General features: G+C 72.1%; 21 protein-coding genes. 13 read left to right on the top strand and 8 right to left on the bottom strand.

All coding sequences use genetic code 11. The features are described from left to right. The first annotated feature begins 15 nt into the window (after positions 1–15). The 4 genes from K1T35_RS41395 (at position 16) to K1T35_RS41380 (ending at position 3,171) form a co-directional block, all read left to right on the top strand. Positions 16–477, top strand: coding sequence for an NUDIX domain-containing protein (locus K1T35_RS41395; RefSeq protein WP_220257129.1), 462 nt, complete (start codon positions 16–18; stop codon positions 475–477). Positions 478–585: 108 nt separating this feature from the next. Beyond that, positions 586–1,407 carry an SGNH/GDSL hydrolase family protein gene (locus tag K1T35_RS41390; protein ID WP_220257128.1) on the top strand — a complete coding sequence of 274 codons (822 nt, stop codon included), beginning with the start codon at positions 586–588 and terminating at the stop codon, positions 1,405–1,407. A 19-nt stretch (positions 1,408–1,426) separates the two neighbouring features. Beyond that, the gene (locus tag K1T35_RS41385) at positions 1,427–2,344 is read left to right on the top strand and encodes an ABC transporter ATP-binding protein (protein ID WP_220257127.1); all 918 of its coding nucleotides are present in this window, start codon (positions 1,427–1,429) and stop codon (positions 2,342–2,344) included. Then, complete coding sequence (locus K1T35_RS41380) at positions 2,329–3,171, top strand: hypothetical protein (protein WP_220257126.1); 843 nt, start codon at positions 2,329–2,331, stop codon at positions 3,169–3,171. Before K1T35_RS41385 ends, K1T35_RS41380 begins: the two co-directional genes overlap by 16 nt. A 609-nt stretch (positions 3,172–3,780) precedes the next feature. On the opposite strand, the gene K1T35_RS41375 is transcribed toward K1T35_RS41380, so the two are convergent. The 3 genes from K1T35_RS41375 to K1T35_RS41365 are packed head-to-tail and all read right to left on the bottom strand — an operon-like array spanning position 3,781 to position 5,958. Then, complete coding sequence (locus K1T35_RS41375; RefSeq protein ID WP_304940837.1) at positions 3,781–4,533, bottom strand: amino acid ABC transporter ATP-binding protein; 753 nt, start codon at positions 4,531–4,533, stop codon at positions 3,781–3,783. Continuing rightward, entirely contained in the window at positions 4,530–5,198 is a 669-nt protein-coding gene (locus K1T35_RS41370; protein WP_255621269.1) for an amino acid ABC transporter permease, read from the bottom strand. The genes K1T35_RS41375 and K1T35_RS41370 overlap by 4 nt, the downstream gene beginning before the upstream one ends. A gap of 4 nt (positions 5,199–5,202) precedes the next feature. After that, a complete protein-coding gene (locus K1T35_RS41365) occupies positions 5,203–5,958 on the bottom strand; it encodes an amino acid ABC transporter substrate-binding protein (protein ID WP_255621268.1) in 756 nt (251 codons plus the stop codon). A 153-nt stretch (positions 5,959–6,111) separates the two neighbouring features. On the opposite strand from K1T35_RS41365, the gene K1T35_RS41360 reads away from it, so the two are divergent. From K1T35_RS41360 to glmS, 3 genes are all read left to right on the top strand, one after another. After that, complete coding sequence (locus K1T35_RS41360) at positions 6,112–9,837, top strand: ABC transporter ATP-binding protein (RefSeq protein WP_220257124.1); 3,726 nt, start codon at positions 6,112–6,114, stop codon at positions 9,835–9,837. Between the two features lie 72 nt (positions 9,838–9,909). Then, the gene (locus K1T35_RS41355; RefSeq protein ID WP_220257123.1) at positions 9,910–10,179 is read left to right on the top strand and encodes a hypothetical protein; all 270 of its coding nucleotides are present in this window, start codon (positions 9,910–9,912) and stop codon (positions 10,177–10,179) included. Positions 10,180–10,195: 16 nt separating this feature from the next. Continuing rightward, positions 10,196–12,022: a glutamine--fructose-6-phosphate transaminase (isomerizing) gene (gene glmS, locus K1T35_RS41350; RefSeq protein WP_220257122.1), complete on the top strand. Its 1,827-nt coding sequence runs from the start codon at positions 10,196–10,198 to the stop codon at positions 12,020–12,022. On the opposite strand, the gene K1T35_RS41345 is transcribed toward glmS, so the two are convergent. After that, positions 12,009–12,539 (bottom strand): helix-turn-helix domain-containing protein, encoded by a 531-nt coding sequence (locus K1T35_RS41345; RefSeq protein WP_220257121.1) that lies wholly within the window; start codon positions 12,537–12,539, stop codon positions 12,009–12,011. The genes glmS and K1T35_RS41345 overlap by 14 nt on opposite strands. A 54-nt stretch (positions 12,540–12,593) precedes the next feature. Between K1T35_RS41345 and K1T35_RS41340 the strand changes: the two genes are divergently transcribed. Then, positions 12,594–13,853, top strand: a complete 1,260-nt coding sequence (locus tag K1T35_RS41340; RefSeq protein WP_220257120.1) for an erythromycin esterase family protein — start codon at positions 12,594–12,596, stop codon at positions 13,851–13,853. A gap of 765 nt (positions 13,854–14,618) precedes the next feature. On the opposite strand, the gene K1T35_RS41335 is transcribed toward K1T35_RS41340, so the two are convergent. After that, the gene (locus K1T35_RS41335; RefSeq protein WP_220257119.1) at positions 14,619–16,091 is read right to left on the bottom strand and encodes a GAF domain-containing protein; all 1,473 of its coding nucleotides are present in this window, start codon (positions 16,089–16,091) and stop codon (positions 14,619–14,621) included. Positions 16,092–16,236: 145 nt separating this feature from the next. Here K1T35_RS41335 and K1T35_RS41330 point away from each other — a divergent pair, with 145 nt between their 5' ends. Both K1T35_RS41330 and K1T35_RS41325 read left to right on the top strand, forming a co-directional pair. Further along, complete coding sequence (locus K1T35_RS41330) at positions 16,237–16,968, top strand: response regulator transcription factor (RefSeq protein WP_220257118.1); 732 nt, start codon at positions 16,237–16,239, stop codon at positions 16,966–16,968. Positions 16,969–17,050: 82 nt separating this feature from the next. Then, positions 17,051–17,740: a DedA family protein gene (locus K1T35_RS41325; protein WP_220257117.1), complete on the top strand. Its 690-nt coding sequence runs from the start codon at positions 17,051–17,053 to the stop codon at positions 17,738–17,740. 6 nt (positions 17,741–17,746) lie between these two features. Here K1T35_RS41325 and K1T35_RS41320 read toward each other — a convergent pair whose 3' ends face one another. Further along, positions 17,747–18,772 (bottom strand): 6-phosphofructokinase, encoded by a 1,026-nt coding sequence (locus K1T35_RS41320; protein ID WP_220263176.1) that lies wholly within the window; start codon positions 18,770–18,772, stop codon positions 17,747–17,749. Between the two features lie 176 nt (positions 18,773–18,948). Between K1T35_RS41320 and K1T35_RS41315 the strand changes: the two genes are divergently transcribed. Further along, positions 18,949–20,109: an FIST signal transduction protein gene (locus tag K1T35_RS41315; RefSeq protein ID WP_220257116.1), complete on the top strand. Its 1,161-nt coding sequence runs from the start codon at positions 18,949–18,951 to the stop codon at positions 20,107–20,109. 1 nt (position 20,110) lies between these two features. Next, positions 20,111–22,282, top strand: coding sequence for a GAF domain-containing sensor histidine kinase (locus K1T35_RS41310; RefSeq protein WP_220257115.1), 2,172 nt, complete (start codon positions 20,111–20,113; stop codon positions 22,280–22,282). A gap of 27 nt (positions 22,283–22,309) precedes the next feature. Here the strand turns inward: K1T35_RS41310 and K1T35_RS41305 are convergent, their stop codons facing one another. Beyond that, the gene (locus K1T35_RS41305; RefSeq protein WP_370645537.1) at positions 22,310–22,867 is read right to left on the bottom strand and encodes an ATP-dependent Clp protease proteolytic subunit; all 558 of its coding nucleotides are present in this window, start codon (positions 22,865–22,867) and stop codon (positions 22,310–22,312) included. A 344-nt stretch (positions 22,868–23,211) separates the two neighbouring features. Between K1T35_RS41305 and K1T35_RS41300 the strand changes: the two genes are divergently transcribed. Further along, complete coding sequence (locus tag K1T35_RS41300) at positions 23,212–25,308, top strand: PhoX family phosphatase (protein WP_220257113.1); 2,097 nt, start codon at positions 23,212–23,214, stop codon at positions 25,306–25,308. A 59-nt stretch (positions 25,309–25,367) separates the two neighbouring features. Here the strand turns inward: K1T35_RS41300 and K1T35_RS41295 are convergent, their stop codons facing one another. After that, positions 25,368–26,144 (bottom strand): hypothetical protein, encoded by a 777-nt coding sequence (locus K1T35_RS41295; RefSeq protein WP_220257112.1) that lies wholly within the window; start codon positions 26,142–26,144, stop codon positions 25,368–25,370. Between the last annotated feature and the right edge of the window lie 86 nt (positions 26,145–26,230).

Raw genomic sequence — 26,230 nt, 5'->3', positions numbered from 1 at the left:
CCTTAGGGTGCCGGTGTGAGGTTCCGCGTCGTCCCGGCCGCATACGTCCTCCTGCTCCGTGGCACGGGCGCCGGTGCCGAGGTGTTGCTGCAGCTGCGTCAGAACACGGGCTACCGGGACGGGCACTGGGCGGCCGCGGCCGCCGGGCACGTCGAGGCCGACGAGTCGGTCCTCGCCGCCGCGTGCCGCGAGGCGGAGGAGGAGGTCGGCGTGAAGATCGACCCGGCCGACCTCGAACCGCTCACAACGATGCACCGCACCCACGGCAACCACGACCCCATCGACGAGCGCGTCGACTTCTTCTTCGGCTGCCACCGCTGGGCCGGTGATCCGCACCTGGTGGAGACGGCGAAGGCGGCCGACCTGGGGTGGTTCCCGCTGGCCGCGCTGCCAGAGCCCGTGGTGCCCCACGAGCGGTACGTGCTCGACGGCGTGCGCGAGAACCGCTTGGCGACGATCACGACCTTCGGCTTCTGACAGTGGCGCCCCCGCTGGCCGCCTGCGATACCCACTGGATACGGTGAAGATTCCCACCCGCGTGCAACCCCCGTGCCGGCGGGCAGTCACGACCACTCGGAGTTCCGTATGAGCTCTCCATTGCAGGTCCCTCGGATGCGCGCCGCGGCGCGGCGGATGAAGGCGGGTGGCGAGCGCTTCCTCGGTGGCGTGCTGCCTGGCGCGTCCGCCCGCAGGCTGCAGATCAAGGCCTTCGCCGACGACTGGGCCGCTTCCAACCTCGAGGCCAGGCGGGGAACCGGCCCGCTGTGGATCGTGCTCGGCGACTCGGCCAGCCAGGGCATCGGGGCCACCCGGCGTGAGACCGGCTACGTCAGCGTCGTGCACGAGCGGCTCCGCCACCGCGACGCGTGGCGGGTGGTCAACCTGTCGCGCGCAGGCGCGGGCATCGTCGACGTGCTCTCCCGCCAGCTCCCCGAGCTCATCGACCTCACCAGGGACGAGTCCGCGGCGCTCGTGAGCTGCATCATCGGCGCCGAGGACATCGCCCGCCGGGCCCCCGGCCTCGACGCGTCGCTGCGGCAGCTCCTCGCCTCGCTGCCGTCGGGCGCGGTGGTCGGCACCTTCGCCCGCGGCGCGCGTGGCGGGCTCGCCGCCGAGCTCGACGCGATCACCCGCGAGGAGGCCGAGCGCCACCGGCTGCGGGTGGCCGAGCTCCCGCCGCGGTTCGGTCCCGGCAGCCGCGGGCGGGAGCGGAACCCGCTCGGCGACGTCGAGCACGCGGGCTGGGCCGACGCCGTTCTCGCCGCGATCGACGGCCCGCCCGCCGAGATCGGTCCGTCCACCGACCCCGAGCTGCCCGTGGTTCCGGCCGTCGAGGACGACAAGTCCGATGCGAAGTCGACCGACGACCGCAAGCAGGCGAGCGACGCCGAGCCGGCCGACGACTAGGCAGACCCAGCACCTAGTGGTGCACGACGACCCGAGCGGCCGCATCACCGTCCGCGAGCTGAGCAAGCGGTTCGGTGCGGTGCAGGCCGTCGACGGGCTGACCTTCTCGGTGGAACCGGGTGCCGTGACGGGGTTCCTCGGCCCGAACGGCTCCGGGAAGACAACGACGCTGCGGATGATCCTCGGGCTGGTCACCCCCACGGCGGGTGAGGCGCGGATCAACGGCCTGCCGTTCGCCGAGCTGCGGCAGCCCGCGCGGGTGGTGGGCGCCGTGTTGGAGGCACAGGGCTTCCACCCCGCTCGTACGGCTCGCGCGCACCTACTCGCATGCGCGGCGGCGATCGAGGTGCCCGACGAGGCGGTGGAGCGCGTGCTCGGCACCGTCGGGCTCGGCGACGCGGGCGAGCGACCGGTGGGCGAGTACTCGCTCGGCATGCGGCAGCGGCTCGCGCTGGCCGTCGCGCTGCTCGGCGATCCGCACGTGCTGGTGCTCGACGAGCCGGGTAACGGGCTCGACCCGGAGGGAATCGCATGGCTGAGGGCGTTCCTGCGGGCGTTCGCCGCGCGGGGCCGCGCCGTGCTGATCTCCAGCCACCTGCTCGCCGAGGTGGAGCAGACCGCCGACCACCTCGTGGTGATCAGCCGCGGCCGCTGCGTCTACCAGGGATCGCTCGAGCAGCTGCAGGGCTCGCGCACCGCTCGGGTGCTGGTGCGCTGCGCCGATCCAGCACGGCTCGCCGACGCGCTGGCCGCCACCGGTGTGCTGGAGATCGACACCCTCGCCGACGGCTGGCTCGGCGTGGCGGGCACCGACCCCGTCCACGTCGGGGACGTGGCGCTCGGAGCCGGCGTGGCGATCTACGGGATGGTGCACGAGCGGGTGGAGCTGGAGCAGCTGTTCTTCCAGCTCACGGCGGAGCCGTGGCGGTCGGAATGAGGCTGGCCGCGATCGGGGCACCGGTCCGTGCGGAGTTCCGCAAGGTCGCGTCGACGAAGCTGTGGTGGGGCCTGCTGATCCCCGTCGCGCTGCTGTCGAGCATGATCAACATGTTCGGCGGGGTCTTCACCGCGGCCTTCCCCGAGTCGGAGCGGCTGCCGCTGCTGCTCGGTTCCGTCGCGTACTCGCTCGGCCTGACCAGCGTGTTCGCCGCGGTGCACGGCGTCGTCGCCGCCGCGGGGGAGTACCGACACCGCACCATCACCACGACCTACCTCACGACAAGGGGCCGGGCACCGGTGCTGGCGGCGAAGATGCTCGTCAGCGCGGGGGTCGGGGCCTGCTACGCCGCGGTGACCGTGGTGACGGGGATGCTCGCCGGCGCCGCGGCGGACGGGGGTGCCGCGTTCCCCGGCGTCGGCCCGCTCGCGGCCACCGCCCTGATCGGCGTCGCGGTGTCGGCGCTGTGGGGCGCGCTCGGCGCCGCGTTCGGCACCGCGGTGAGCAACCAGGTCAGCGCCCTCGTGGCCCTGCTGCTGTACCTGATGGTCGGCGAGCTGCTGATCGGGGCGCTGCTCGAGGCGGCAGAGTCCGGCACCCTCCGTGCCCTGTCGTCCTACCTGCCGGGCAACGCGGGCGAGGTGGCGATCTACGGCATCCCGGCGAACGAGATCGCGGGTCCGGTCACCGCTCCCCAGGTCGTCGAGCTACTCGCCGGGGTCACCGACCCGCCGGGCTGGGGCGTCGCCCTGCTGGTCGTCGCGTTCTGGACGGCCGCCGTCGGAGCCGCCGGCTGGCTGGTGGCCGCCCGCCGCGACATCACCTGACTCCGCCCGCTGGTCGAGCGGTGGAGGCGCCGTGCCGCCGAGGCAAGTCGAGACCGCATCTGCTCCTGAGGCCCCTGGTCCTGCTGCCGGATGATCATGGTGTTGGGCGCTGTTGCCGGGTCGGTTCGGTCGTGGCCGGGCCATGATCCGAAGTACCGGTTGCTCATGGCTGTGCCGGCAGCCCTGTGCAACGGCTACTTGCGACCTTCGCTTCCATGATCCGAAGTTTCGGGTGCTCATGGTCGTGGCGACAGCCGTGGAGAACCGGTAGTTCGGATCATGCCCGCCGCCGGTCGGGGCGCAAGCCTGTCGATCCATCGGGTTCGGTCTGGTCGGGCACCTGCCGGTGGGCGTGCCGTTCCCGGCCCGGACCACCCGGCGCCCGCCGCTTGGTCGGGGCGTCGACACGCCGGCAGCCGAGGGCTGGTGGGTGAGGCCGAGCGGCCCGGGCCGGGAACGGCGCGTCCACGAGAGACCGGGCACCGGGCCGCACCCCGGGGTGCGTTCCGCGGAACGCAGCGCCGGGGGCCCTATCGCGCCGCGTGGCGGCCCGAGCCCGGCGACGAGAGGAACGATCACGAACTCCGGCCAGCAAGCTAGTGTCCCGAACTAGATCGGATTGAGGATCCGCTCCAGGAACTGCCGGGTGCGGGCCTCGGTGGGTTCGGTGAGCACCTGCTCCGGCGGCCCGGACTCCAGCACGACGCCGCCGTCGATGAACAGCACCTGATCGGCCACCTGCTGGGCGAACCGGATCTCGTGCGTGACGACGACCATCGTCCAGCCCTCGGCCGCCAGATCCTTGATCACCCGCAACACCTCGCCGACCAGCTCGGGGTCCAGCGCCGAGGTGGGCTCGTCGAACAGCATGAGTTTGGGCGCCAGGGCGAGCGCCCGGGCGATGCCGACCCGTTGCTGTTGCCCGCCGGACAGCTGGAACGGGTACTGGTCGGCCTTCTCGGCCAGCCCCACCTGCTCCAGCAGCCGCCGGGCGTCCGCGGTGGCTTCCTCCCTCGGCCGCTTCTGCACGACGACCGGGCCCTCGATCACGTTCTGCAGGACCGTCTTGTGCGGGAACAGGTTGTGGCTCTGGAACACCATGCCGCTCTGCAACCGGAAGCGTCTCAGCGTGGCGCGATCGACCTCGGCGGCGAAGTCCACCGAGAGGTCGCCGATCGTGATCACTCCGGCGTCGGCCTGGTCCAGGGCGTTCAACGTGCGCAGTACCGTGGTCTTGCCCGACCCGGAGGGCCCGATCACCGCGGTCACCGTGCCGGCGGGCACGTCGAACGAGATGTCGCGCAACACCTGGTGCTCGCCGAACGCCTTCTCCACACCACGGACTGTCAGCAGGTCGGTCACCTGGCCACGTACCTCTCCAGCCTCGTCTCCAGCCGGATCTGCCCGAACGACAGGACCACGCAGATCACCCAGTAGTACACCGCGGCCACCCCGTACAGGGCGAAGAAGTCGAAGGTCGGCGCCGCGGCCAGCTGGGCGACCCGCAGCAGCTCGGTCACCAGGATGGTCGAGGCCAGCGACGTGTCCTTGACCAGCGAGATCAGCGTGTTGGACAGCGGCGGCACCGCGGTGCGGGCCGCCTGCGGCAGGATGATCCGTTGCAGGGTGGTCGAGTAGCCCATGCCGATCGTCTGCGCCGCCTCCCACTGCCCCTTCGGGATGCTCAGGATGGCCGCCCGGACCACCTCGGCCGCGTAGCCGCCGACGTTGAGGCTGAAGGCGATCACGGCGGCCGGGAACGGGTCGATCACGACGTTCAGCTGCGGCAACGCGTAGAACACGATGAACAGCTGGACCAGCAGCGGCGTGCCACGGATGACCGAGATGTACCCGCGCGCCAGCAGTGAGAGTGGACGGATCTTGGAGATCCGGGCCAACGCGACGAACAGTGCGAGCACCAGGCCGATCACGAAGCTGATGGCCGTCAGCGGCAGGGTCTGCGTGACGGTGGCCTGCAGCATCGGCCACAGGTTGCGCCAGATCAGATCCCAGGTGCTTGCATCCACCGGATCAGGGACCGCTGACGTCGGTGCCGAAGTACTTCTCCGAGATCTGCTTCAGCGTGCCGTCCGCGCGCAGCTCGCCCAGCGCCCGGTTCACGTCGGCGATCAGCCCGCTGTCCTTGCGGGCAGCGAACGCCTGCTGGCTGGTGTCGCCCGTGGTCCCGGCGATCTTCACGCTCGCGTCGCCCCGCACCTTCTGGTACTCGGCGACCGCGAGCGTGTCGTTGACGGTGGCGTCCACCCTGCCGTCCTTCAGCAGCTGGACGGCCTGCACGAAGCCCTCCACCGCCTCCACGTTGGCGCCGGCATCCCGCGCGACGGTGGCCCAGTTGCTGGTCGCCGACTGGGCGGTGGTCTTGCCCCTGAGGTCGGCAAGGCTGGTGATGTCGGTGTTGTCGGCGCGGGTGACGATCACGCCCTCGGAGACCGTGTACGGCTCCGACATGTCGTACTTGGCCTTGCGCTCGTCATTGATCGTCACCTGGTTGGCGACGAGGTCGAAGCGCTTCGCCTCCAACCCGGCGAAGATCGCGTCCCACGGCGTCTGCACGAACTCGACCTGCTTGCCGAGCTTCGCTCCGACGGCCTGCACGACCTCGACGTCGTAGCCGGTGAGCTCGCCGTTCGTGCCCTGGAAGCTGAACGGGCTGTAGGTGCCCTCGGTGCCGACCCGAAGGGTGTCGGCGTCGGATCCACCGCCGCACCCGGCGATGCTGAGGGCGGCCAGCAGCGCGGCCGTCACTGCGATGATCTTGGAGTGCACCGGGAGTCTCCTGTCGGTTTCCGGACGCGTCGACCGGGCGGCCAGCATCGTACGAGGTGCCCGGTGCAGCGCGGACGATCGACGCGATGTTCCGGTCGATCCGACCGGACATCGATTCGTGATCATCCCCGAGCGTCGGTGCGGCGGCTTAACGTGTCAGATGTGCCCGACGTTCGCTCCCCCGGCTGGATCCGCCGCCTCGTCCACGCCTGCCTCCGCCACCGCGGGGTGGCGGCGGGTGCGCTCGTGGCGTCGGTGTTCGGGGTCAGCCTCGAGGCGATCGGACCATTGCTCACGCGCGTGGCCGTCGACGACGCCGTCGCGGGGTCCACGGCTGTGCTCGCCCCCATCGTCGTGGCCGTGCTCGCGCTCGCGCTCGTGCGCTTCGGCGCGGCGTTCCTGCGGCGCTACCTCGCCGGTCGGCTCGCCCTCGACGTGCAGCACGACCTGCGGCGGCAGGTGTTCGCCGCGATGCAGCGCCTCGATGGCGAGCGGCAGGACGCGCTGCGCACCGGCCAGGTCGTGTCGCGCGCGATCACCGACCTGCAGCTGGTGCAGTCGCTGCTGTCGATGGCGCCGCTCGCGCTCGGTGCCGTGGTGCTGGTCGTCGCGTCGGTCGCGGCCATGGTGTGGCTCTCGCCGCCGCTCGCGCTCGTGGCGTTGGTGGTGCCGGCCGTCGGCTGGATCGCGCTGCGCACGAGGGCGAAGCTGTTCCCGGCCACGTGGTCGGCGCAGCAGCGGGCGGCCGACATCGCCCAGCACGTGGAGGAGACCGTCACCGGCGTGCGGGTGGTCAAGGGCTTCGGCCAGGAGGCCCGCGAGACCGCATCGCTCGAGCGTGGGGCCTCCCGGCTCTTCGCCGAGCGGATGCGCGCCGCGCGGCTGACGGCCCGGCTCTACCCCACGCTGCTCGCCCTGCCCACGCTCGGGCAGGTCGGCGTGATCGCGCTCGGCGGCTGGCTCGCGCTGCAGGGCTCGATCACCCTCGGCACGTTCCTGGCGTTCTCCACGTACGTCGCGCAGCTGGTCGGGCCCGCGCGCCTGCTCGGGTCGGTGGTGGTGACCGCCCAGCTCGCGCGCGCAGGCGTGGAGCGCGTGCACGACTTGATCGACTCGCAGCCCGACGTCGTCGACCCGGAATCCCCGGCGACGCTCCCGAAGGGTCCGCTGTCGGTTGAGCTGCGCGACGTCACGTTCGGCTACTCGCGCCGCGAACCCGTGCTCGACGGCGTCACGCTGCGCGTCGAGCCGGGGGAGACGGTCGCCGTGGTCGGCACCGCGGGTTCCGGCAAGTCCACCATCGCGCTACTGCTGCCGCGCTTCTACGACCCGCAGCGGGGCGAGCTGCGGCTGGGCGGGGTGCCGCTGCCGCGGCTGCGCCTTGCCGACCTGCGTCGCGAGCTCGGGGTGGTGTTCGAGGAGGCGTTCCTGTTCTCCGACACCATCCGCGCCAACATCGCCTACGGCTGCCCGGACGCGAGCGACGAGCAGGTGCGGGCGGCGGCGCGTGCGGCCCAGGTCGACGCGTTCGTCGAGACGCTCCCCGAGGGCTACGACACGGTCGTCGGCGAGCGCGGGCTCACGCTGTCGGGCGGGCAGCGCCAGCGGATCGCACTGGCCAGGGCGGTGCTCACCGACCCGCGCGTGCTGGTGCTCGACGACGCCACGTCGGCCGTCGACACATCCACCGAGGCCGCCATCCACCAGACGCTGCGCGCGCTCACCGCCGGGCGCACCACCCTGCTCGTCGCGCACCGCCGCTCCAGCCTCGCCCTCGCCGACCGGATCGCGGTGCTCGACGGTGGCCGCGTCGTCGACGTCGGCACCGAGGCGGAGCTGGTCGAACGCTGCGCGCTGTTCCGGGAGCTGCTCGACGCGCCAGAACGCGGCACTCACCGTGGCAGAACGTCGGACTCGCCGGAGGGAGCCACGGCGGAGCTGTGGCCGGAGCCCGGCAGCGAGGGCACGGCGGCGGTACCGCGGACGTCGAACGGGTCGAGCGGGATGGCCGCCCGCGGCGGCGGTGGGATGGGTGCCGCGGGCGACATGGCGCCCACCCCGGAGCTGCTGGCGGCGGTCGAGGCGCTGCCACCGGCCACCGAGGAGCCTCGGGTGCGCGGCGAGGACGCCGCGGCCCCCGATCCCGCGTTCCGGCTCGCGCGGCTTGTCCGTCCGGTGCGCGGCCCACTCCTGCTCGGGATCTCGCTGGTGGCGCTCGACGCGCTCGGCAGCCTCGCGCTCCCGGCCGTCACCCGGCTGGCGATCGACGGCGGCATCACCGCGGCGGCGCCTGCCGTGCTCGTCACGGCGTCGATGCTGGGGCTCGGGCTGGTCGTGGTGGGCTGGCTCGTGGTGGCCGCGCAGACGGTCGTCACCGCGCGGGCCGGGGAGACCCTGCTCTACATGCTGCGCGTGCGCAGCTACGCCCACCTGCAGCGGCTGGGGCTGGACTACTTCGAGCGCGAGCTGTCGGGCCGGATCATGACCCGGATGACGACCGACGTCGACGCGCTGTCGACGTTCCTGCAGACCGGGCTCGCCCAGGCCGTGGTCAGCGTGCTCACGATCGGCGGCGTCGCGGGCGCGCTGCTGGTCACCGACCCGCAGCTGGCGCTCGTCGCGCTCGCCGTGGTGCCGGTGCTCGCCATCGCAACGGTCGTGTTCCGCCGGGTGTCCTCCGCGGCGTACGCGGAGGCCCGCGAGCGGGTGAGCGTCGTCAACGCCGACTTCCAGGAGAACGTCACCGGGGTGCGGGTGGCGCAGGCCTACGTCCGTGAGGAGCGCAGCGCCAGCACGTTCAGCGAGCGCAGCGCGGCATACCGGAGCTCCCGGCTGCGCGCGCAGCGCTACATCGCCACGTACTTCCCGGGCGTCGCGCTGCTGTCGGACGTCGCGACGGCCGCGGTGCTGGGCGTCGGCGCCGCGCGCGTTGCCGCGGGCGACCTCACGCCAGGCGTGCTCACCGCGTTCCTGCTCTACCTCGGGCTGTTCTTCGCGCCCATCCAGCAGCTGTCGCAGGTGTTCGACGGCTACCAGCAGGCCCGTATCGGGCTCTTGCGCATCGGCGACCTGCTGCGCACGCCCACGTCGGTGCCGCCGGAGCCGGCGGGCGATCCCGTCGTGGTGCCCGAGCGGTTGCGCGGGGAGGTCGAGCTGCGCGACGTCGGCTTCGCCTACGCAGGCGCCGGGTCGCCCGCGCTCGACGGCGTCTCGCTGCTGGTCGCGCCCGGCGAGACGATCGCGCTGGTCGGTGCCACGGGTGCGGGCAAGTCCACGGTGGTCAAGCTGCTCGCCCGGTTCTACGACGCCGGCTCGGGCGCCGTGCTCGTCGACGGTGTGGACGTCCGGCGCTACCCGCTGGCCGCGTACCGGCAGCGGCTGGGGATCGTGCCGCAGGAACCGCACCTCTTCACCGGCGACGTCGCCGCCAACATCGCCTACGCCCGCCCCGACGCGCGCCCGGCCGAGATCGAGGCCGCCGCCCGTGCCGTTGGCGCATTGGACCTGGTGCGCGCGCTGCCCGGTGGGTTCCGGCATCCGGTCGGGGAGCGGGGGCAAGGCCTGTCAGCAGGGCAGCGGCAGCTCATCGCACTCGCCCGTGCCGAGCTCGCCGACCCCGACCTGTTGCTCCTCGACGAGGCCACGGCGGCCCTCGACCCGGCCACCGAGGCCGCGGTCCACGCCGCGGGCGACCGGGTCACCGCCCGCCGCACGGCGTTCGTCGTGGCACACCGGCTCGGCACCGCTTCGCGGGCCGACCGGATCGTGGTACTCGACGGCGGCCGGATCGTCGAGGTGGGCTCGCACGCCGAGCTGCTCGCTGCGGGCGGTCACTATGCGCGACTCTGGGAGGCCGGGGAGATGGAGCCCGCAGCCTGAATGGGTGGGTCCTGCCCGATATCGGGCAGGAAGTTTGAAGTTGTGGACGCCCGCAGGGCAGTATCTCCCCTCGTGCCCGCCGGACCGTACGACGACCTCATCGCGCACCTGGTCCGCAGTACCCCGCTCGACGCAGGGGAGGCGGCACGTGTGGTGGCCGAGGTTCTGGGCTACTTCTCCGAGCAGCTACCGGAGTTCGTCCGGCGAAGGCACGCGGAGCTGAAACGTCGTGGGCTCACGAACGAGCAGATATTCGCGGCGCTGAGCGCGGAGCTGGCGGCGCGGCGGGTGGCCCCGCCGCCGCTGTCGGCCCGGCAGCTGCGGCGCATCGTCTACGGGTGAACGTGAAGGGACTTCTATGTGCGGCATCGTCGGATACGTCGGACCCCAGGACGCCGCCCCGATCCTCCTGGAGGGTCTGGGCCGCCTGGAGTACCGCGGGTACGACAGCGCCGGTGTGGCGTTGCGCGGCCGGAGCGGGCTCAAGATCCGCAAGGTGAGCGGGCGGGTCGCCGAGCTGGCCGCCGACCTGCCGCCGCGGTTCAAGGGGGCCCCGGGCATCGGGCACACCCGCTGGGCCACGCACGGTGAGCCGAGCGAGGCGAACGCCCACCCGCAGACCGACACGGCTGGGCGGATCGCCGTGGTCCACAACGGCATCATCGAGAACGCCGACGAGCTGCGCGCGAAGCTCATGGCCGACGGCGTCGAGTTCGCATCGCAGACCGACACCGAGACGGTGGCGCACCTCGTGGCGGCCGCCTTCACCGCAGGCGCCGAGGACCTGGAGCAGGCGGTCCGCCAGGCACTGCGGCAGGTGGTCGGTGCGTACGGCCTCGCCATCCTCGACGCGGAGCACCCGGACCGGATCGTCGTGGCCCGCAACGGCAGCCCGGTGCTGCTCGGCGTCGGCGAGAAGGAGATGTTCGTGGCGTCGGACGTCGCGGCGCTGATCGGCTACACCCGCCAGGTCGTCTACCTCGACGACGGCGAGCTGGCCACGATCACCGCGAACGGCTACCGCACCTACACGCTCGACGACCGCGCCGTGGCCAAGAGCCCGTCCACGATCGACTGGGACGTGGTCGGTGCCGAGATCGGCGACCACGCCCACTTCCTGGCGAAGGAGATCCAGGAGCAGCCGCGGGCCGTCGAGCGGGCGCTCAAGGGCCGCATCGACGAGCGCTTCGCCACCGCGCACCTCGGTGGGCTCAACATGTCCGTCCGCGAGGCGCGGGAGTTCCGACGCGTGAAGATCCTCGGCTGTGGCTCGGCCTGCTACGCCGGTGAGCTCGGCGCGCAGATGATCGAGGACCTCGCGCGCGTCCCGGCGAGCGCCGAGCCCGCCTCGGAGTTCCGCTACCGCAACCCGGTTGTCGAGCCGGACACGCTCTACGTCGCGGTCAGCCAGTCCGGCGAGACGATCGACACCCTCGCCGCGGTGCAGGAGCTGCAGCGCAAGGGCGGCCGGGTGATCGGCATCGTCAACGTCGTGGGTTCGACGATCGCGCGCCAGGTCGACGGCGGCATCTACCTGCACGCGGGCCCGGAGATGTCGGTGGCCGCCACGAAGTCGTTCACGTCGACGGTGACGGCGTTCGCGCTGCTCGCCCTGCACCTCGGCCGCATCCGCGACCTCTCACCGGAGCAGGGCAGGCGCATCATCGCCGGCCTGAACGCGCTGCCCGCGCAGATCGCGCAGATCCTCGAGCAGTCCGACGCGATCGCCGAGGTCGCCAAGGAGGTCGCGAAGAGCCACAGCGTGATGTTCGTCGGGCGTCGCCGCGGCTGGCCGGTGGCGCGCGAGGGTGCGCAGAAGCTGAAGGAGATCTCCTACGTCCACGCGGAGGCCTACCCGTCGGCCGAGCTCAAGCACGGCCCGCTCGCGCTGATCAGCCCGGAGATGCCGACCGTCGCGGTCGTCCCCGACGACGACCTGCTCGACAAGAACACCTCGACGCTGTCGGAGATCAAGGCCCGCAAGGGCCCGGTGATCGCGGTGGCGCACCGGGAGCTGCCGGCCGACCTCGCCGACCGCACCATCGTGGTGCCCAAGGGCGAACCGGAGTTGGACCCGATCCTGCTGTCGATCCCGCTGCAGGTCCTCGCCTACCACGCCGCGGTCGCGCTGGACCGGGACGTGGACAAGCCGCGCAACCTGGCCAAGAGCGTCACGGTCGAGTAGCCGGGAAGAAGATCGCGGTCATGAGGTGCGGGCTGCGCTCCGGCGTGGGCTCGTTCTCCACAACGGGCCGCAGCACCGAGCGCAGCTGGTCGATCAGCTTCGTGAGCTCCGCGGGACTGAGCCACAGGACGCCCTGCCGGTAGCCGACCTGGTCGGCCATCGGGTCGGCGCCCGGGCGGTCGAGGTAGGCGTTGAACTCCGCGAGCACGGCGGCCATGCCCGCGGCAAAGGCGCGGCGGTGGTCGTCGAGGGACATCGCCGCTGCCACGTCGTCGCCGATCGCCGCCCGGTCCCCGCGCAGCCGGTAGTGCCGTTCGACCGCGCCGTGGACGCGCCGCTCGTCGGCCACCTCCAGGACGCCGGCCTCGGCAAGCAGACCGACGTGGCGGTACACGCTGGTCTTGGGGACGTCCGGCAGCTGGGCGCACAGGTCCGACGTGGTGCGGGTCTGTCCACCGGACATGGCGAAGACGATCCGCAGTCGGACCGGATGAACGAGCAGGTCGAGCGTGTCCACGGTCAGACGATCCCATATCTGGTACCGTTCTCAAAGTTGGGAACGGAGGACAGGATGAGTCTGAGCCAGGATGCGGTGATTCCGCTGTCCACACTGGAGCCGGACGCGCCGCTGGACGATCTGGGCTGGCTGGACCGGATCATCGGGGATGCGCGAGTCGTGGCGATCGGCGAGAGCGAGCACTACACGCACGAGTACCTCGCGCTCCGGCACCGGCTGACGCGCTACCTCGTCGAGCGGCACGGGTTCGGCACCGTCGCGATGGAGACAGGGTTCGTCGAGGGTTGGCTGGTCGACGGCTGGCTCGGTGGCGGCGAGGGCGAGCTCGGGCACGTCATGGCGGATGGGCTGACGTCGCTGATGGGCCTGTGGACCGAGATCCGCGCCCTGCTGGAGTGGATGCGGGATCAGCCGGTCCGCTTCTACGGGATCGATCTCGGCGGCTCCAACGTGTCGCTGCTCCCCGGCCTCGACGCCGTGACCGCCTACCTCGCGCAGGCCGATCCGGAGTACCGCCCCGATCCGGCGGTCCGGGAGATCGCGGCTGTCTTCTCGGCCGCGTCACCGTTCGGCATCCCGGCGGCCATGGCCGGCTACCCCGGCCTCGCCCGCGAGCGCAGGGACGCACTGACGGCCGGTCTCGCCGATCTGCGGGCACGCTTGGCGAGCCGCCGTCTCGACCACGTGCGGCGGACCGGGGCCGATGCCTACGAGCGCGCGCTCCACACGATGCACCTCACGATCGCCATCGATGCGCTGTTCCGCGACATGGTCCGCGGCGCCGGGTTCGCGGCACACCGCGAGACAGCGATCGCCGACACGGTCGAGTGGATCGCAGGCAGGGAAGGCCGGATCGTCCTGCCCGCCCACAACGGCCACGTCCAGCGCTGCCCCTGCACCATGCCCGGCGTGGCTCCGATGTCGATGGGCATGTGCCTCGCCGACAGTCTCGGCGCGGAGTACGTGGTCATCGGCACGACCGCGGGGTCGGGCGTGACGCTCGCCGACGGGCCCGACTTCTTCGCGGGCACGCTGTTCGCCGAGATGGGGCCACCCGAGCCCGGCAGCCTCGACGCGCTGATGGCCGCGAGCCACGACGGTCCGTTCGCGGTCGACCTGCGCCGGCTCTCACCGGGCGATGTCGAGCAGGTACGTGCGGCCTCCCGCCAGCGCTTCGGCAGCGTCTACTCCGAACAGGACCCCCTCGATGCCTACGACGCGGTGGTCCACGTCCCGCGCGTGACGGCGGCCGAGCCGGACGCGGCCGCGATCGCCGCATCGCCCGCGGACGTCCAGAAGGCCTTGGCCGGTTAGTGAGTATGGGTGTTTTGGCGCTGTGGCCGGGCCAGTTCGGTGGTTCCCGCAGCCATGATCCGAAGTATCGGTTGTCCATGGCTGTGGCGACAACCATGAGCAACCGCTATTCGCGATCTTCGCTTCTATGATCCGAGGTTTCGGGTGCTCATGGTCGTGGGGGCAGCCATAGACAACCGATAGTTCGGATCATGCCCGCCGCCGGTCGAGTGCCCGGACGGTCGCGGCGCGATCGTGTCGATCCATCGGGTCGGTCTGGTCAGTTGCCTGCCAGTGGGCGCGCTGTTCCCGGCCCGGGTCGCCCGGCGCCCGCCCCGTGATCCGGGTCTCGCGTGTGTTCCCGCCGGTTCACCGCGACGTGGGCGAGGTGAACCGGTGAGAACACGGCGGCGGCCGGGCGCTGGTGGGTGAGGCCCCGGGCTACCGGGGGCCGGGAACGGCGCGCCCACGAAAGCGTCCCGCACCCGGCCGCACCCCAGGGGGTGTGTTCCGCGGAACACCCCAGACGGTGATCAGCGGCTCGGCGAAAGCCGACGCCTCGCGTCGGGAAAGGCGCCGACCTGACGATCACAGGCCCGCCGGCCGGCCCGACCCGTCCCGGTGTCGCCTGGCGCGCTCGTTCTCGGCCGGCGCGCCCGGACGACGGGGTGTCTGACCTGCGCCGGGCTGCGTCGGCCGAGACGGGTTGCGCCGGCGCCGACGGCCCTACGCTGCCGAGATGAAGCCCAAGCCCTGCGATTCCGGCCGGAGTATCAGGCGCGCGGCTCAGAAGAGCAGGTGCACCCGACGGGCCGAGATCGGTGCGCGCCGGGGGTCGGACGGGGGCAGCAGCGCCATGAGGCGGTCGTGCACCTCGAGGTCGTCGCGGCCGACGGGGTGGGCGGCGAACTCGATGAGCAGGTCCACGTCGTCGCTCTCCAGCACGATGCCGCGCAGCCCGGCCTCCAGCTCGGCGCGCAGCTCCCGGATCGCGGGCGCGTCGGAGCGCGGCAGCAGCGGCCCCGCGCAGGCGAGAAGCGCGGCGGCGGGACGGTGGGTGCGGATCGCGCGGCGCGCGGCCTGGAAGTCGGTGTCGACGACGGCCGCGAGCCGGTACGGGCGGGTGCGCAGCACGTCCGAGCCGATGAGGCCGCGCAACCGCAGCACCTCGCCGCGCACGGTGGTGGGATTGCCCTCCTCGCCGTAGAGCAGGAGCGCGAGCTGCTCTGCGGTGAGCCCGTCGGGGTGCAGGGCGAGCGCGGTGAGCAGCTCGGCGGGCCGCAGCGTCAGCGGGATCGACCGCCCGTCGAGGACGGCCGTCGGCGCACCCTCGCCGGTGAAGCGCAGCGACAGCGCGGAGCGCGGGGCGGCGGGGGCGCTGCGCTGCGGCGCGCGCAGCAGGTAGCCCTCTGCCAGCTGCTCCACCACCATCTCGCGGCCGTCGTCGAGCCTCACCCGGTCGACGCCGGGGTGCAGGGCCACCCGTTCCGGCCACGCGCCGTACGGTTCGCTCGCGACGATCCGGCCGGTGGCCGTGACGAGCGCGCCGGCCTGTCCGCGGAGGTTGGCGAGGTGGGGCATGTTGCGTAGGCGCAACCGCTCATCCTCGATGGCGAGACGGACCCGCAGCTGGTGCTCGGCGAGCTGGGCGGTGGCCGACACGAGCTGCTTCATCGCGGGGTGCACCGTGTGCAGGGGGCCGCTGATGTCGATGGCGCCGAGGATCGCGCCGGTGTCCGGATCGTGCACGGGCGCCGCCGCGCAGGTCCACGCGTGGTAAGTGCGCACCAGGTGCTCAGCGGAGTGGATCGTCACCGGTGCGTCCACGGCGAGCGTGGTGCCCATCGCGTTGGTGCCGATGGCGTCCTCGGACCACCGGGTGCCAGGCATGAGGCCCACCTCGTCGGCCGAGTTGAGCACCGCGGCCGCGCCCTCGCGCCACAGGATGGTGCCGTCGGCGTCGGTGACGAGCATGACGTGCATGGCCTCGTCGGCGATGCTCACGAGCGTGCTGCGCAGCAGCGGCATCACGGCGTTCAGCGGGTGGGCCGCGCGCAGGTGCGGGATATCCGACTCCCCGACGACGACCGGGGGTGTGCGCCGGTCCGGGTCGACGTGGGCGGCGAGGCTGCGCTGCCACGACTCCGATACGAGCGTGCGCGGTGCGACGGGAGCCTGGTCACCGCCGAGCACGGCCTCGAACACCTGGTGCATCAGGCGCGCATGGGCCGTGGGGTCGAACACTCCATCGGTGGTCATCAGCACTCCGAGCGTCAGGACCGGGCCATCATCACCCAGGGGCGGCGCGGGCAGCAAGCGCGTCAGACGTTGCGCGTGCAACGTACAGGCAACGTCGCGCTGCATAGCCTCCATCCCACCCGACCAGCACAAGGGAGGGAACCCGATGACCGCTGACGCACTGCTCGACCGCCACGCCGTGCTCGACACGGTGAGCAATTCCCCCACCACCACCGCCCGGCGCACGGCCCGCATCCTCGTCGTGGACGACGAGGCCATCGTCCGTTTCGGCCTGCGCCAGCTGTTCGCGCCCGATCCGCACGTCACCGTGATCGGGGAGGCCGCCGCGCCGCGCGACGCGCTGATGATCGCCGACCGCTGTCCACCCGATCTGGTGATCCTCGACGTGGCGCTCGGCCGCGGCGACGCCGCGGGCGTCGAGCTCGCCCGGATGCTGCTCGAGCGCCACCGCGGGGTGCGGGTCCTCGTGCTCACCGGCTGCCGCGACCGGGACGTCATGCTGCGCACCGTGCGTCTCGGCGTACACGGCTACGTGCGCAAGGGGGCCGACACCGCTGACATCGTGCGCGCCGTGCACACGCTCTTGCGCGGCGAGAGCGTGTTCGACACCGGCGGCCCGACCGGCTCCGCCGTCGTGGACGTGTTGCGCGACGAGGACCGCCCACCCGTGCGCGGTCTCGGCGGCGCGATGCTGACCGAGCGCGAGAACCAGGTGCTGCGGCTGCTGGCGGTAGGCATGTCCAACCGCGAGATCGGAATGCGGCTCGTGATCAGCGAGGCCACCGTCAAGTTCCACGTGCGGAACCTGCGCGACAAGCTCGACGTGCGGCGGCGCACCGAGATCGTCTACACAGCCACTCGTCAGGGCATCGTCTAGGGGTAACCCTGAGACGAAATCCGGGAGGCGGGGACCTTTCGACCGATGTGGTGACCGCCCCGCCGTCCATAGCCTGGTCTGTGTGATCGACGGACTGCGGCTGTTGCTCGAGGGTGCACTGGCATCTCAGTGGTTGCTGCTCGTGATCGTCGGGCTCGCCGTCGTCGACGCGTTGCTGCCCATGGTGCCGAGCGAGGCGCTGATCATTGCGGCAGGCGTGGGTGCTGCCGCGGGTGACCAGAGCCTGATTGCCGTGATCGCGGCGGCGTCGATCGGCTCGTTCGTCGGCGAGTGCACGGCATTCCTCATCGGCCGCGGGTTCGGAACCGCGGTGCGCGCCAGGTTGACGCCCGGCACGCAGCGGGCCGAGCTGTTCACCCGCACCGAGCGCACCTTGACGACGCGGGGCGGCCTCATCCTGCTCACCGCTCGCTACATCCCGGCCGGTCGCACGGTGGCGGCGCTCGCGGCGGGAGCGAGCAGCTTCCCGGGCCGCCGGTACGTGGGCTACAGCGCCATCGGCGCCACGATGTCGGCCGCGTACGTCGCGATGCTGGGGTTCATCGGCGGCGCGACGTTCGCCAGCGACCCGCTCGTCGCCCTCGCGGTGAGCCTCGGCATCGGCACGGTGATCGGGTCCGTGGCGGGCCTGGCGCGGCGCCTGCGTTCGGCCACCGCGCAGGTCACGGAATCGTCGCCGGTAGCCGCGACTCGCGTGCACGCAGACCGCGACTCGCGCGCATCCATCCCGCCACTCGCGCACGCGGCGTGAGTGCCGCTAGCCGAAGAAGACCTCGGCCTCGGCGTACAGAGCCGGGTCGACGACCTTGAGCTCCTTGGTGGCCTCCGACAGCGGAACGGTGACGATGTCGGTGCCGCGCAGCGCTGTCATCTGGCCCCACTTGCCCTCGTGCACGGCGTCGATCGCATGCAGGCCGAACCGGGTTGCGAGCCAGCGGTCGCGGGCGGTGGGCGTGCCACCGCGCTGGACGTGCCCCAGCACCGTGGTGCGGGCCTCCTTGCCGGTGCGCTCCTCGATCTGGCGGGCCAGCCAGTCGCCGATGCCGCCGAGGCGGACGTGGCCGAACGCGTCCTTCTCGCCGCTCTGCAGCACCTCCTCGCCGTCCTTGGGCTTCGCGCCCTCGGACACGACGATGATCGGCGCGTAGTCGAGCTGGAACCGTGACTCCACCCACTGGCAGACCTGGTCGACGTCGAACCGGATCTCGGGGATGAGGATCGCGTTGGCGCCGCCCGCCATGCCCGAGTGCAGGGCGATCCAGCCGGCATGCCGGCCCATCACCTCGACGATCAGGGCGCGGTGGTGCGACTCGGCGGTCGTGTGCAGCCGGTCGATGGCCTCGGTCGCGATGTTGACGGCGGTGTCGAAGCCGAAGGTGTAGTCGGTTCCCGACAGATCGTTGTCGATCGTCTTCGGGACGCCGACAACGTTGACGCCCATCTCGTGCAGCTTGGTGGCGACGCCCAGGGTGTCCTCGCCGCCGATCGCGATGAGGGCGTCGACACCGAGGTTCTGCAGGTTGCGGCGGATCTTCTCGACGCCGCCCTCCACCGCGAACGGGTTGGTGCGCGACGAGCCGAGGATGGTGCCGCCGCGGGGCAGGATGCCGCGGACGCTGGGGATGTCGAGCGGCCGGGTGAGCGCCTCGAGCGGGCCGCGCCAGCCGTCGCGGAATCCGAGAAACGAGTACCCGTACTCCGGCACGCCCTTGCGGACGATCGCCCGGATGACCGCGTTGAGTCCGGGGCAGTCCCCGCCCCCGGTGAGCACGCCGACGCGCATGGCTCGTGACCTCTCCATCGATGCAGAAGGTGGCGAGTACGTCACGCTATCGGCAGGGCTGGTCCACCGCGACGGCGCCACCCGCTCCGGCTCCCACCACGAGTTACCCACAGCTCGCTCAAGTGGCGCATTGTGCGCGCGAGTAGCGTGGTGGGATTCCTCGAACCGGGGTGGCTATGGGCGCGCAGCGGTGGCTCGGTGTCGGACAGGCGCAGGGTTCCGAGCCGGAGGCGGGAACACGAGCGGCAGACCGCGCGCTCGTGCACGCCGACGCGAAACTGCTGATCGTCTTCTGTTCCGAGGCGCTCGATCCGGCCGCCATCCTCCGGCAGGTCAACGAACGGTCCGGCGGCGTGCCCCTGATCGGCTGCTCGACGTCGGGTGAGATCGCGCCGACCGGTTCGGGGCAGGGCAGTGTCGTCGTCACGGCGCTGGGCGGCGCCGGCTTCTCGATCGGCACCGCGGCCGCCAGCCCCGCGTCGCGCGACCTCCGTGCGGCGGGGGCCACGGTGGCCGGGTGCCTCGCCGGCACCGAGGAACGACCGCACCGCGTCATGATGCTCCTCACCGACGGCCTCTCGGGCGACCAGCGGGAGATCCTGCGCGGCGTCTACCGGGTGCTCGGGGCCGGTGTGCCGCTGGTCGGCGGGTGCGCGGGCGACGAGCGGATGGCGCAGACGTTCCAGATGCACGGCGACCAGGTGCTGACCGACTCGGTCGTCGCGGCCGGGATCGGCTCCGACGCGCCGCTGGGTATCGGCGTGCGCCACGGGTGGCGCAGGGTCGGCGAGCCGATGCTCGTCACGGCAAGCGGTGGCAACCGGGTCCACACGCTCAACGGGCGGCCGGCGCTCGACGTGTACATGGAGCGTCTCGGAGCGCCTTCCGCGGCGTGCACCAGCCAGGAGGAACTCGCCAAGCTCGCGCTCGTGCACCCGCTCGGGCTCGGCGGCCGCGACGGGGAGGAGGAGATCCGGTTCATCGCAGGCGGTGACTTCGCCGATCGATCGCTCGCGTGCATCGCCGAAGTGCCGCAGGCAGCGCTCGTCTGGCTCATGGAAGGGGACGCCGAGTCGGTCCGCTGGGCCGGCAGCGCCGCGTGCAACGATGCGCTCGAGGCGCTCGGGGGCAACCCGCCGCTCGGCATGCTCGCGTTCGAGTGCGTCGGCAGACGTCCTGTGCTCGGCCACGAGGGGGCCCGGGTGGAGATCGACGAGATCATGAAGTGTTCCGGCGGCGCGCCGGTCGCCGGCTTCTACACGTATGGGGAGATCGCCCGCAAACAGGGGGTGATCGGCTTCCACAACCAGACGCTCGTGGTCCTGTCGGTGTCCTGAGATGTCGATTCCCCCGGGATGGTCTGCCCAGAAACTCGCCGAGTTCCTCGCGGCGGTGTCGTCGTTCGCCACCGAGTCCGCGGCCGCGGCGGGCGCGGTCGAGCGCGTGGCGGAGTCGCTGGATGCGGAGGTCGTCGCGATCGTGTCGCGGGGCGCGTCCGTCACCGCCATCGGCTATCCGGAGGGAGCCACCCCCGTCGCCGAGCTCGCCGCGGTGGCCGGCGGACAGCGAGCCGAGCTCACGGTTCCCGGCTCCGGGAGCTGCCCGGCCGCCGTCGTGCCGCTCGAGCACCCACCGGGCGCACGTCTGGTCGTGGCACGGTCGGGTCCGGACCCATTGAGCACCGACGAGCTCGGGCTCCTGCACGCCATGGCCCGCGTGACCTCGATGACCCTGCGCATGCGCCGCTACATCGACGACGAGCGCGCCCTGCGCAAGGAGAGCCAGCGGCAGAGCGCCGAGAACGCCCACCTGCTCGCGACCCTGACCGACCACCAGGTCCTGCTCGAGCGGCTGGCGGACGAGCAGGCGGCACTGCGCAGGGTGGCCACGCTCGTCGCGCGCCAGCCGGCGGCGAGCGCTGTGCTCGCCAGCGTCACGGAGGAGGTCGGACGGCTCCTCAACGCGGGATTCACGCAGATGCTCCGGTACGAAGGCAGGGAAATGGCGACGGCGGTGGCCGGATGGCTCGATCCGGACGTGCGGGGCCGCGAGATCCCCGTCGGAACGCGGCTGCCGGCCACCGGCGCCCTCGCCGGCCACGTCCTCCAGCAGCGCACCTCGACCCGCATGAACAGCACGTCGCTCCTGACCGGGGGACCGATCGCCGACCACGTCCGCGGGTGTGGACTGCGCTCGGCGACGGCGAGCCCGATCGAGGTCGAGGGCAGGCTGTGGGGCGTGATGATCGCCGGTTGGCCCGCGCCGGAGCCGCCGGTCGACGCGGAGTCGCGGATCGCCGAGTTCGCGCAGCTCGTCGCCACGTCGATCTCGAACGCCCAGGCACGGGCCGAGGTCGTGCGGTTGGCCGCCGAGCAGGCGGCGCTGCGCCGGGTGGCGACGCTCGTCGCGAAGGGCGAGAAGCCCGCCGTCATCTTCACCCGCGTCGCGGAGGAGATCGCCCGGATCTCGCACGTCGACAACGGGTTCGTGCTGCGTTTCGAACCCGACGACACACTGACGGTCGTGGCGAGCTCCGGCCGCGTCGAGGTCCCGATGCAGGTGGGCTCGAACTGGCCGCTCGATGGTGACAGCGTCGCCGCGAGGGTGTTCCACACCGGTCGTCCCGCCCGGATGGACAGCTATCACGGCGCATCAGGGCCGATCGCGGACGCCATTCCGAGCGCCGACTTCGCGGCCGTCGGCGCGCCGATCGTCATCGGCGACCGGCTCTGGGGTGCCGCGACAGCGATGACCGCACCGTCGCCCGACACGCCGACCGAGCCCGAGGCGATTCGCCCGGCAGGCCTACCCGTCGAGGCCGAGGACCGCATCGCCAAGTTCGCGGACCTGGTCGCGATCGCGATCTCCAACGCGGACGCCCGCGAGCAGCTCACCGCGTCGAGGGCGCGGGTGGTGGCGGCGTCGGACGAGGCGAGGCGGCGGTTCGAACGGAACCTGCACGACGGGGTCCAGCAGGGGCTCGTGTCGCTGGCGCTCACGCTCCGCGAGGCTGAGTCGATGGCGCCTCCCGACACGCCAGAGCTGCACGCGGCGATCGGGCGGGTCGTGGACGGCCTGAACGGGGTGCTCGAGGAGCTCCGCGAGATCTCCCGTGGCCTGCACCCGGCGATCCTCTCGGAGGGCGGTCTCGCGTACGCGCTGCGGTCGCTCGCCCGCCGCTCCGCGGTGCCCACCACGCTCAACGTGCGCGTCCCGGGCCGGCTGCCGGAACGGGTCGAGGTGCCGGCCTACTACGTCGTGTCGGAGGCGCTCACGAACGCCGCGAAACACGCGCAGGCGTCCGTCGTGGACATCGACGTGGACGCGACCAACGGGATCGCGCGGATCGTCGTGCGGGACGACGGCATCGGCGGGGCGGAGATCGGGCAGGGATCGGGGTTGATCGGTCTCGTCGACCGCGTGGAGGCGGCAGGCGGGGAGTTCACGATCACCAGCCCGCCGGGGGAGGGCACGTCACTGCTCGCCACCTTCCCCCTCGCCCAGCAGTGACGACCGACCGGCCACCAGCCCGACCACTCATTCCGTGACGACGTGGTCCACCAGCCCGTACGCCTGCGCCTCCGTGGCGGTGAACCAGCGGTCCCGGTCGGAGTCGGCGGTGATCGTCTCGACGGTCTGGCCGGTGTGCCGTGCGGTGATCTCGGCGATCTCCCGCTTCATCTGCCCGTAGACCCCGGCCCGGATGGCGATGTCGGAGGCCACTCCGCCGATGCCGGCCGAGGGCTGGTGCATCAGGATCCGCGCGTGCGGCAGCGCGTACCGCTTGCCGGGGGCGCCCGCCGTCAGCAGGAACTGCCCCATCGAGGCGGCGAAGCCGACTGCCCAAGTGGCGACGTTCGGACGGACCAGCCGCATCGTGTCGTAGATGGCCATGCCCGCTGTGACCGAGCCGCCGGGCGAGTTGATGTACATCGTGATGTCGCGGTCCGGGTCCTGCGCCGCGAGTAGGAGCAGCTGCGCGCTGATCCGGTTGGCGATCTCGTCGTCGACCTCACGGCCCAGGAAGACGATTCGCTCCTCGAGCAGCTTGTCGAGCACCGGGTCGGTTCCGATCGACGGCGCGGCGGCGTGCAGGACGGCGCCGCCGATCAGCGGCGGAAGTGGCTGCGCCGGCGGTGGCTCGGGGCGACGCGGCGGCTCCGGTGGGTAGGGCAGGGGGGCGGGCGGGCGGAACGGCGGCCGCGGGTGGTGCGTGGCGTTCGGCATCGTGCACTCCTGTCGTAGGCGAAGACCCGACGCTAGGTCCGCGATGTCGTCCGTGGAGGCCGTGTTCGCTGTCGGCGCCTCCGTTCGCTGTGGGTGAGCAACGCCTCGCCGCCCTGCGATGCTCGTTCACCTCGGCTCAACCTGAGGGCCATCGGGCACTCGCCGGATCGGCCTAAGGTCAGCGCGTTTCCCGAACCTGACTGGAGGATGACGTGGCCCAGCCGCGCCCGTCCGGCCGCATCGCGCTCCCGCTGCTGACCAAGAGCCACGGTGGCCGGCAGGGTCTCGCCTGCCGGTACCGCTGCGCCAACGCGTGTGCCCACGACGAGCCCAACACGTCGGACAACGAGTACTTCGGCGACATGCTGGCGCACGCCGTCAGTCGTCGCGGTGTGCTGCGCGCCGGCGCCGTCCTGACCCTGGCCGCCGGCACCACCACGGCCCTCGCGGCGTGCTCTCCCGGAGCCGAGAACACGGAGGCCGAGGCGGCGCCGAGTGGCCCGCGCGGCCTCGACTTCGAGCCGGTCGCCCCCAACACGGCCGACGCGGTCACCCTGCCGCCCGGCTACGAGAGCAACGTCGTGATCCGGTGGGGCGACCCGGTGGTGCCCGGCGCCCCCGCTTTCGACTTCGACAACCAGACCGCGGAGGCACAGGCCGGCCAGTTCGGCTACAACAACGACTTCTGCGGACTGCAGCCGCTGCGCGGTCCCGGCGAGCGGTACGTGATGTTCTCGAACCACGAGTACACGACCGAGCCGCTGATGTTCCGGGGCTACGACCCGGCCAACCCGACCGAGGAGCAGTACCGCATCGGGCTGGCGGCGCACGGCCTGTCCGTCGTCGTGGTGGAGCGCGACCGCGGCACCGGCCGGATCACGCCGGTGCTCGACCCCCAGTACAACCGGCGCTACACCGGCACGTCGGAGTTCGTGCTCGACGGCCCGGCGGCAGGCTCGGACTGGCTGCGCACGACCGCCGACCCCACCGGCACCCGCGTGCTCGGCACGTTCAACAACTGCTCGGGCGGCGTCACGCCGTGGGGCACGTTCCTGTCCGGCGAAGAGAACTTCAACGGGTACTTCGCCAACGCGGCCAGTGTGACGGAGCCGGTCGCGGCGGCGCGCCTCGCGCGCTACGGCGTCGAGGAAGCGGCCACCGAGCGGCTGTGGGAGCGGTTCGACTCCCGCTTCGACGTCACGCAGGAGCCGAACGAGGTCAACCGCTTCGGCTGGATCGTCGAGGTCGACCCGCTCGACCCGGCGGCCCCGCCCGTGAAGCACACGGCGCTCGGCCGCTTCAAGCACGAGGGCGCCACGATCCGGCTCGCCTCCGACCGGCGGGTGGTCGCGTACCTGGGCGACGACGAGCGGTACGACTACGTCTACAAGTACGTCTCCGACGAACCGATGATGGAGGGGGAGACCCGCGCTGCGCGCGAGCACAACCGCACGCTGCTGACCCGCGGCACGCTCTACGTCGCCCGGTTCACCGGCAACAGCCCGGCAGCGGAGATCACCGGAACCGGCGCACTCCCCGCCGACGGCAAGTTCGACGGTAGCGGCGAGTGGATCCCTCTCGCGGCCGGCGACCGGTCGTTCGTCGAAGGCATGACCGCCGCCGAGGTCTACGTTTTCACCCGCGAGGCGGCCGACAAGGCGGGCGCCACCAAGATGGACCGGCCCGAGGACATCGAGGCCAACCCGCGCACCGGCAACGTCTACATCGCGCTCACCAACAACTCCGACCGCGGCAAGGCCGACGCCAACCGCACCGCGGGCCCTGACGAGGCGAACCCGCGCGTGGACAACAAGCACGGGCACGTCATCGAGCTGGCCGAGGAGGGGAACGACCCGACGGCCACGGCGTTCGGCTGGTCGATCCTGCTGGTGTGCGGCGACCCGAACGACCCGAACACCTACTTCGGCGGGTTCGACAAGACCCAGGTCAGCCCGATCACCTCGCCGGACAACCTCGCCTTCGACCCGTACGGCAACCTCTGGATCTCCACCGACTCCGGCCAGGCCCTGCAGATCAACGACGGCCTCTACGCCGTGTCGCTGGAGGGGGAGACGCGGGGACGGACCACGCTCTTCGCGAGCGTGCCGGTGGGTGCCGAGTGCTGCGGCCCTGTCGTCACGGAGAACTTCGTGCTGATCTCGCCGCAGCACCCGGGCGACCTCGACGAGGCGAGCCCCGCCACCCCGAAGAGCGTGTGGCCGGACGGCCCGGGCACCCAGCCCCGCCCATCGGTGGTGAACATCTGGCGGACGGGCCGCGCCGGCCAGCCCGGGCGGATCGGGGCGTAGCCGTAGTTCAGGAAAGCCACATCCAGGGCCTTCAAGGCCCTGGATGTGGCTTTCCTGAACTAGCTGCAACGTGCGACCAGCGGAGCGCCCCCGCCGCCTGCTCCTCGCTTGAACGAGATGTGCACGTGATCGTAGTGGTTCTCGGTGATCCCGCCGCGGTCGGCCATGCGCTCCCAGCCGTCGCCGTAGTTGACCCGCTGCCGCCAGATCACGTAGTCGACGCCGAGCTCCTCCTGGTTGGCAAGGGCGCACTTGGCGATCCGGTCGCCTTTGTCGCCGCGGACCATCAGGTCGAGCGCGAGGCCTTTCGGGTGGTCGGATGCGCGGGCTCGCTGGGCGACGCCGATCAGGTCGGGCTCGTCGTACAGGCAGGAGAGGAAACGGGCGGCCGATCGCACCCACGGCTTGACGCGGCCGATGTCGCTGAGGTCGGCGTCGCAGTTCGCCGCAGCCTGCCGCTCAGCGAGCGCGCGCGCCTCCTCGAACAGGCCTGCGGCTTTCACCAGGTCGGAGACGTCGAGCTCGGGCGGCTCCACCTCCCGCGAGGCCGTCACCGGGACGACGCTCGCGATCATCCGCAGGTCGTCCGTCTCGGCGGCCGTCGACCGCAGGTACGTGTCGGCCGCGGCCGGGCTGACCGGGGCGTTGGCCATCGGGACCGTCACGACGAGGGCGCCACCGGCCGCGGCGGCCGCGGCCATCCCGTTGCGCACGGCCGACTCGCGCGCGGCGCGGTGGCGCGCCGGTCGAGGGGCCTGCGCACCGGGGACCGCGGCCGCGTTCAGGACGGGCCGCGGGTGCGCGTTCCGGCCGCCGGGGGAGCGGTGCCGAGACACGACCTGCCTTCCGGACCGCGCGACCCGTGCGGGCTACCGGGGGATCTGCCCACAGGGGAGTCGAGTCGCGCCTCGGTCCGGCGCAC

It is taken from the genome of Pseudonocardia sp. DSM 110487 (assembly GCF_019468565.1).
Classification (GTDB): Bacteria; Actinomycetota; Actinomycetes; order Mycobacteriales; family Pseudonocardiaceae; genus Pseudonocardia.
This window is presented reverse-complemented; position numbering and strand designations above follow the sequence as displayed.

Bases quoted from the DNA above. Each gene is read 5' to 3' on its own strand.
- K1T35_RS41390 (WP_220257128.1), top strand. From the start codon at position 586: ATGAGCTCTCCATTGCAGGTCCCTCGGATGCGCGCCGCGGCGCGGCGG.
- glmS (WP_220257122.1), top strand. From the start codon at position 10,196: ATGTGCGGCATCGTCGGATACGTCGGACCCCAGGACGCCGCCCCGATC.
- K1T35_RS41340 (WP_220257120.1), top strand. From the start codon at position 12,594: ATGAGTCTGAGCCAGGATGCGGTGATTCCGCTGTCCACACTGGAGCCG.
- K1T35_RS41335 (WP_220257119.1), bottom strand. From the start codon at position 16,091: ATGACCACCGATGGAGTGTTCGACCCCACGGCCCATGCGCGCCTGATG.
- K1T35_RS41330 (WP_220257118.1), top strand. From the start codon at position 16,237: ATGACCGCTGACGCACTGCTCGACCGCCACGCCGTGCTCGACACGGTG.
- K1T35_RS41320 (WP_220263176.1), bottom strand. From the start codon at position 18,772: ATGCGCGTCGGCGTGCTCACCGGGGGCGGGGACTGCCCCGGACTCAAC.
- K1T35_RS41315 (WP_220257116.1), top strand. From the start codon at position 18,949: ATGGGCGCGCAGCGGTGGCTCGGTGTCGGACAGGCGCAGGGTTCCGAG.
- K1T35_RS41310 (WP_220257115.1), top strand. From the start codon at position 20,111: ATGTCGATTCCCCCGGGATGGTCTGCCCAGAAACTCGCCGAGTTCCTC.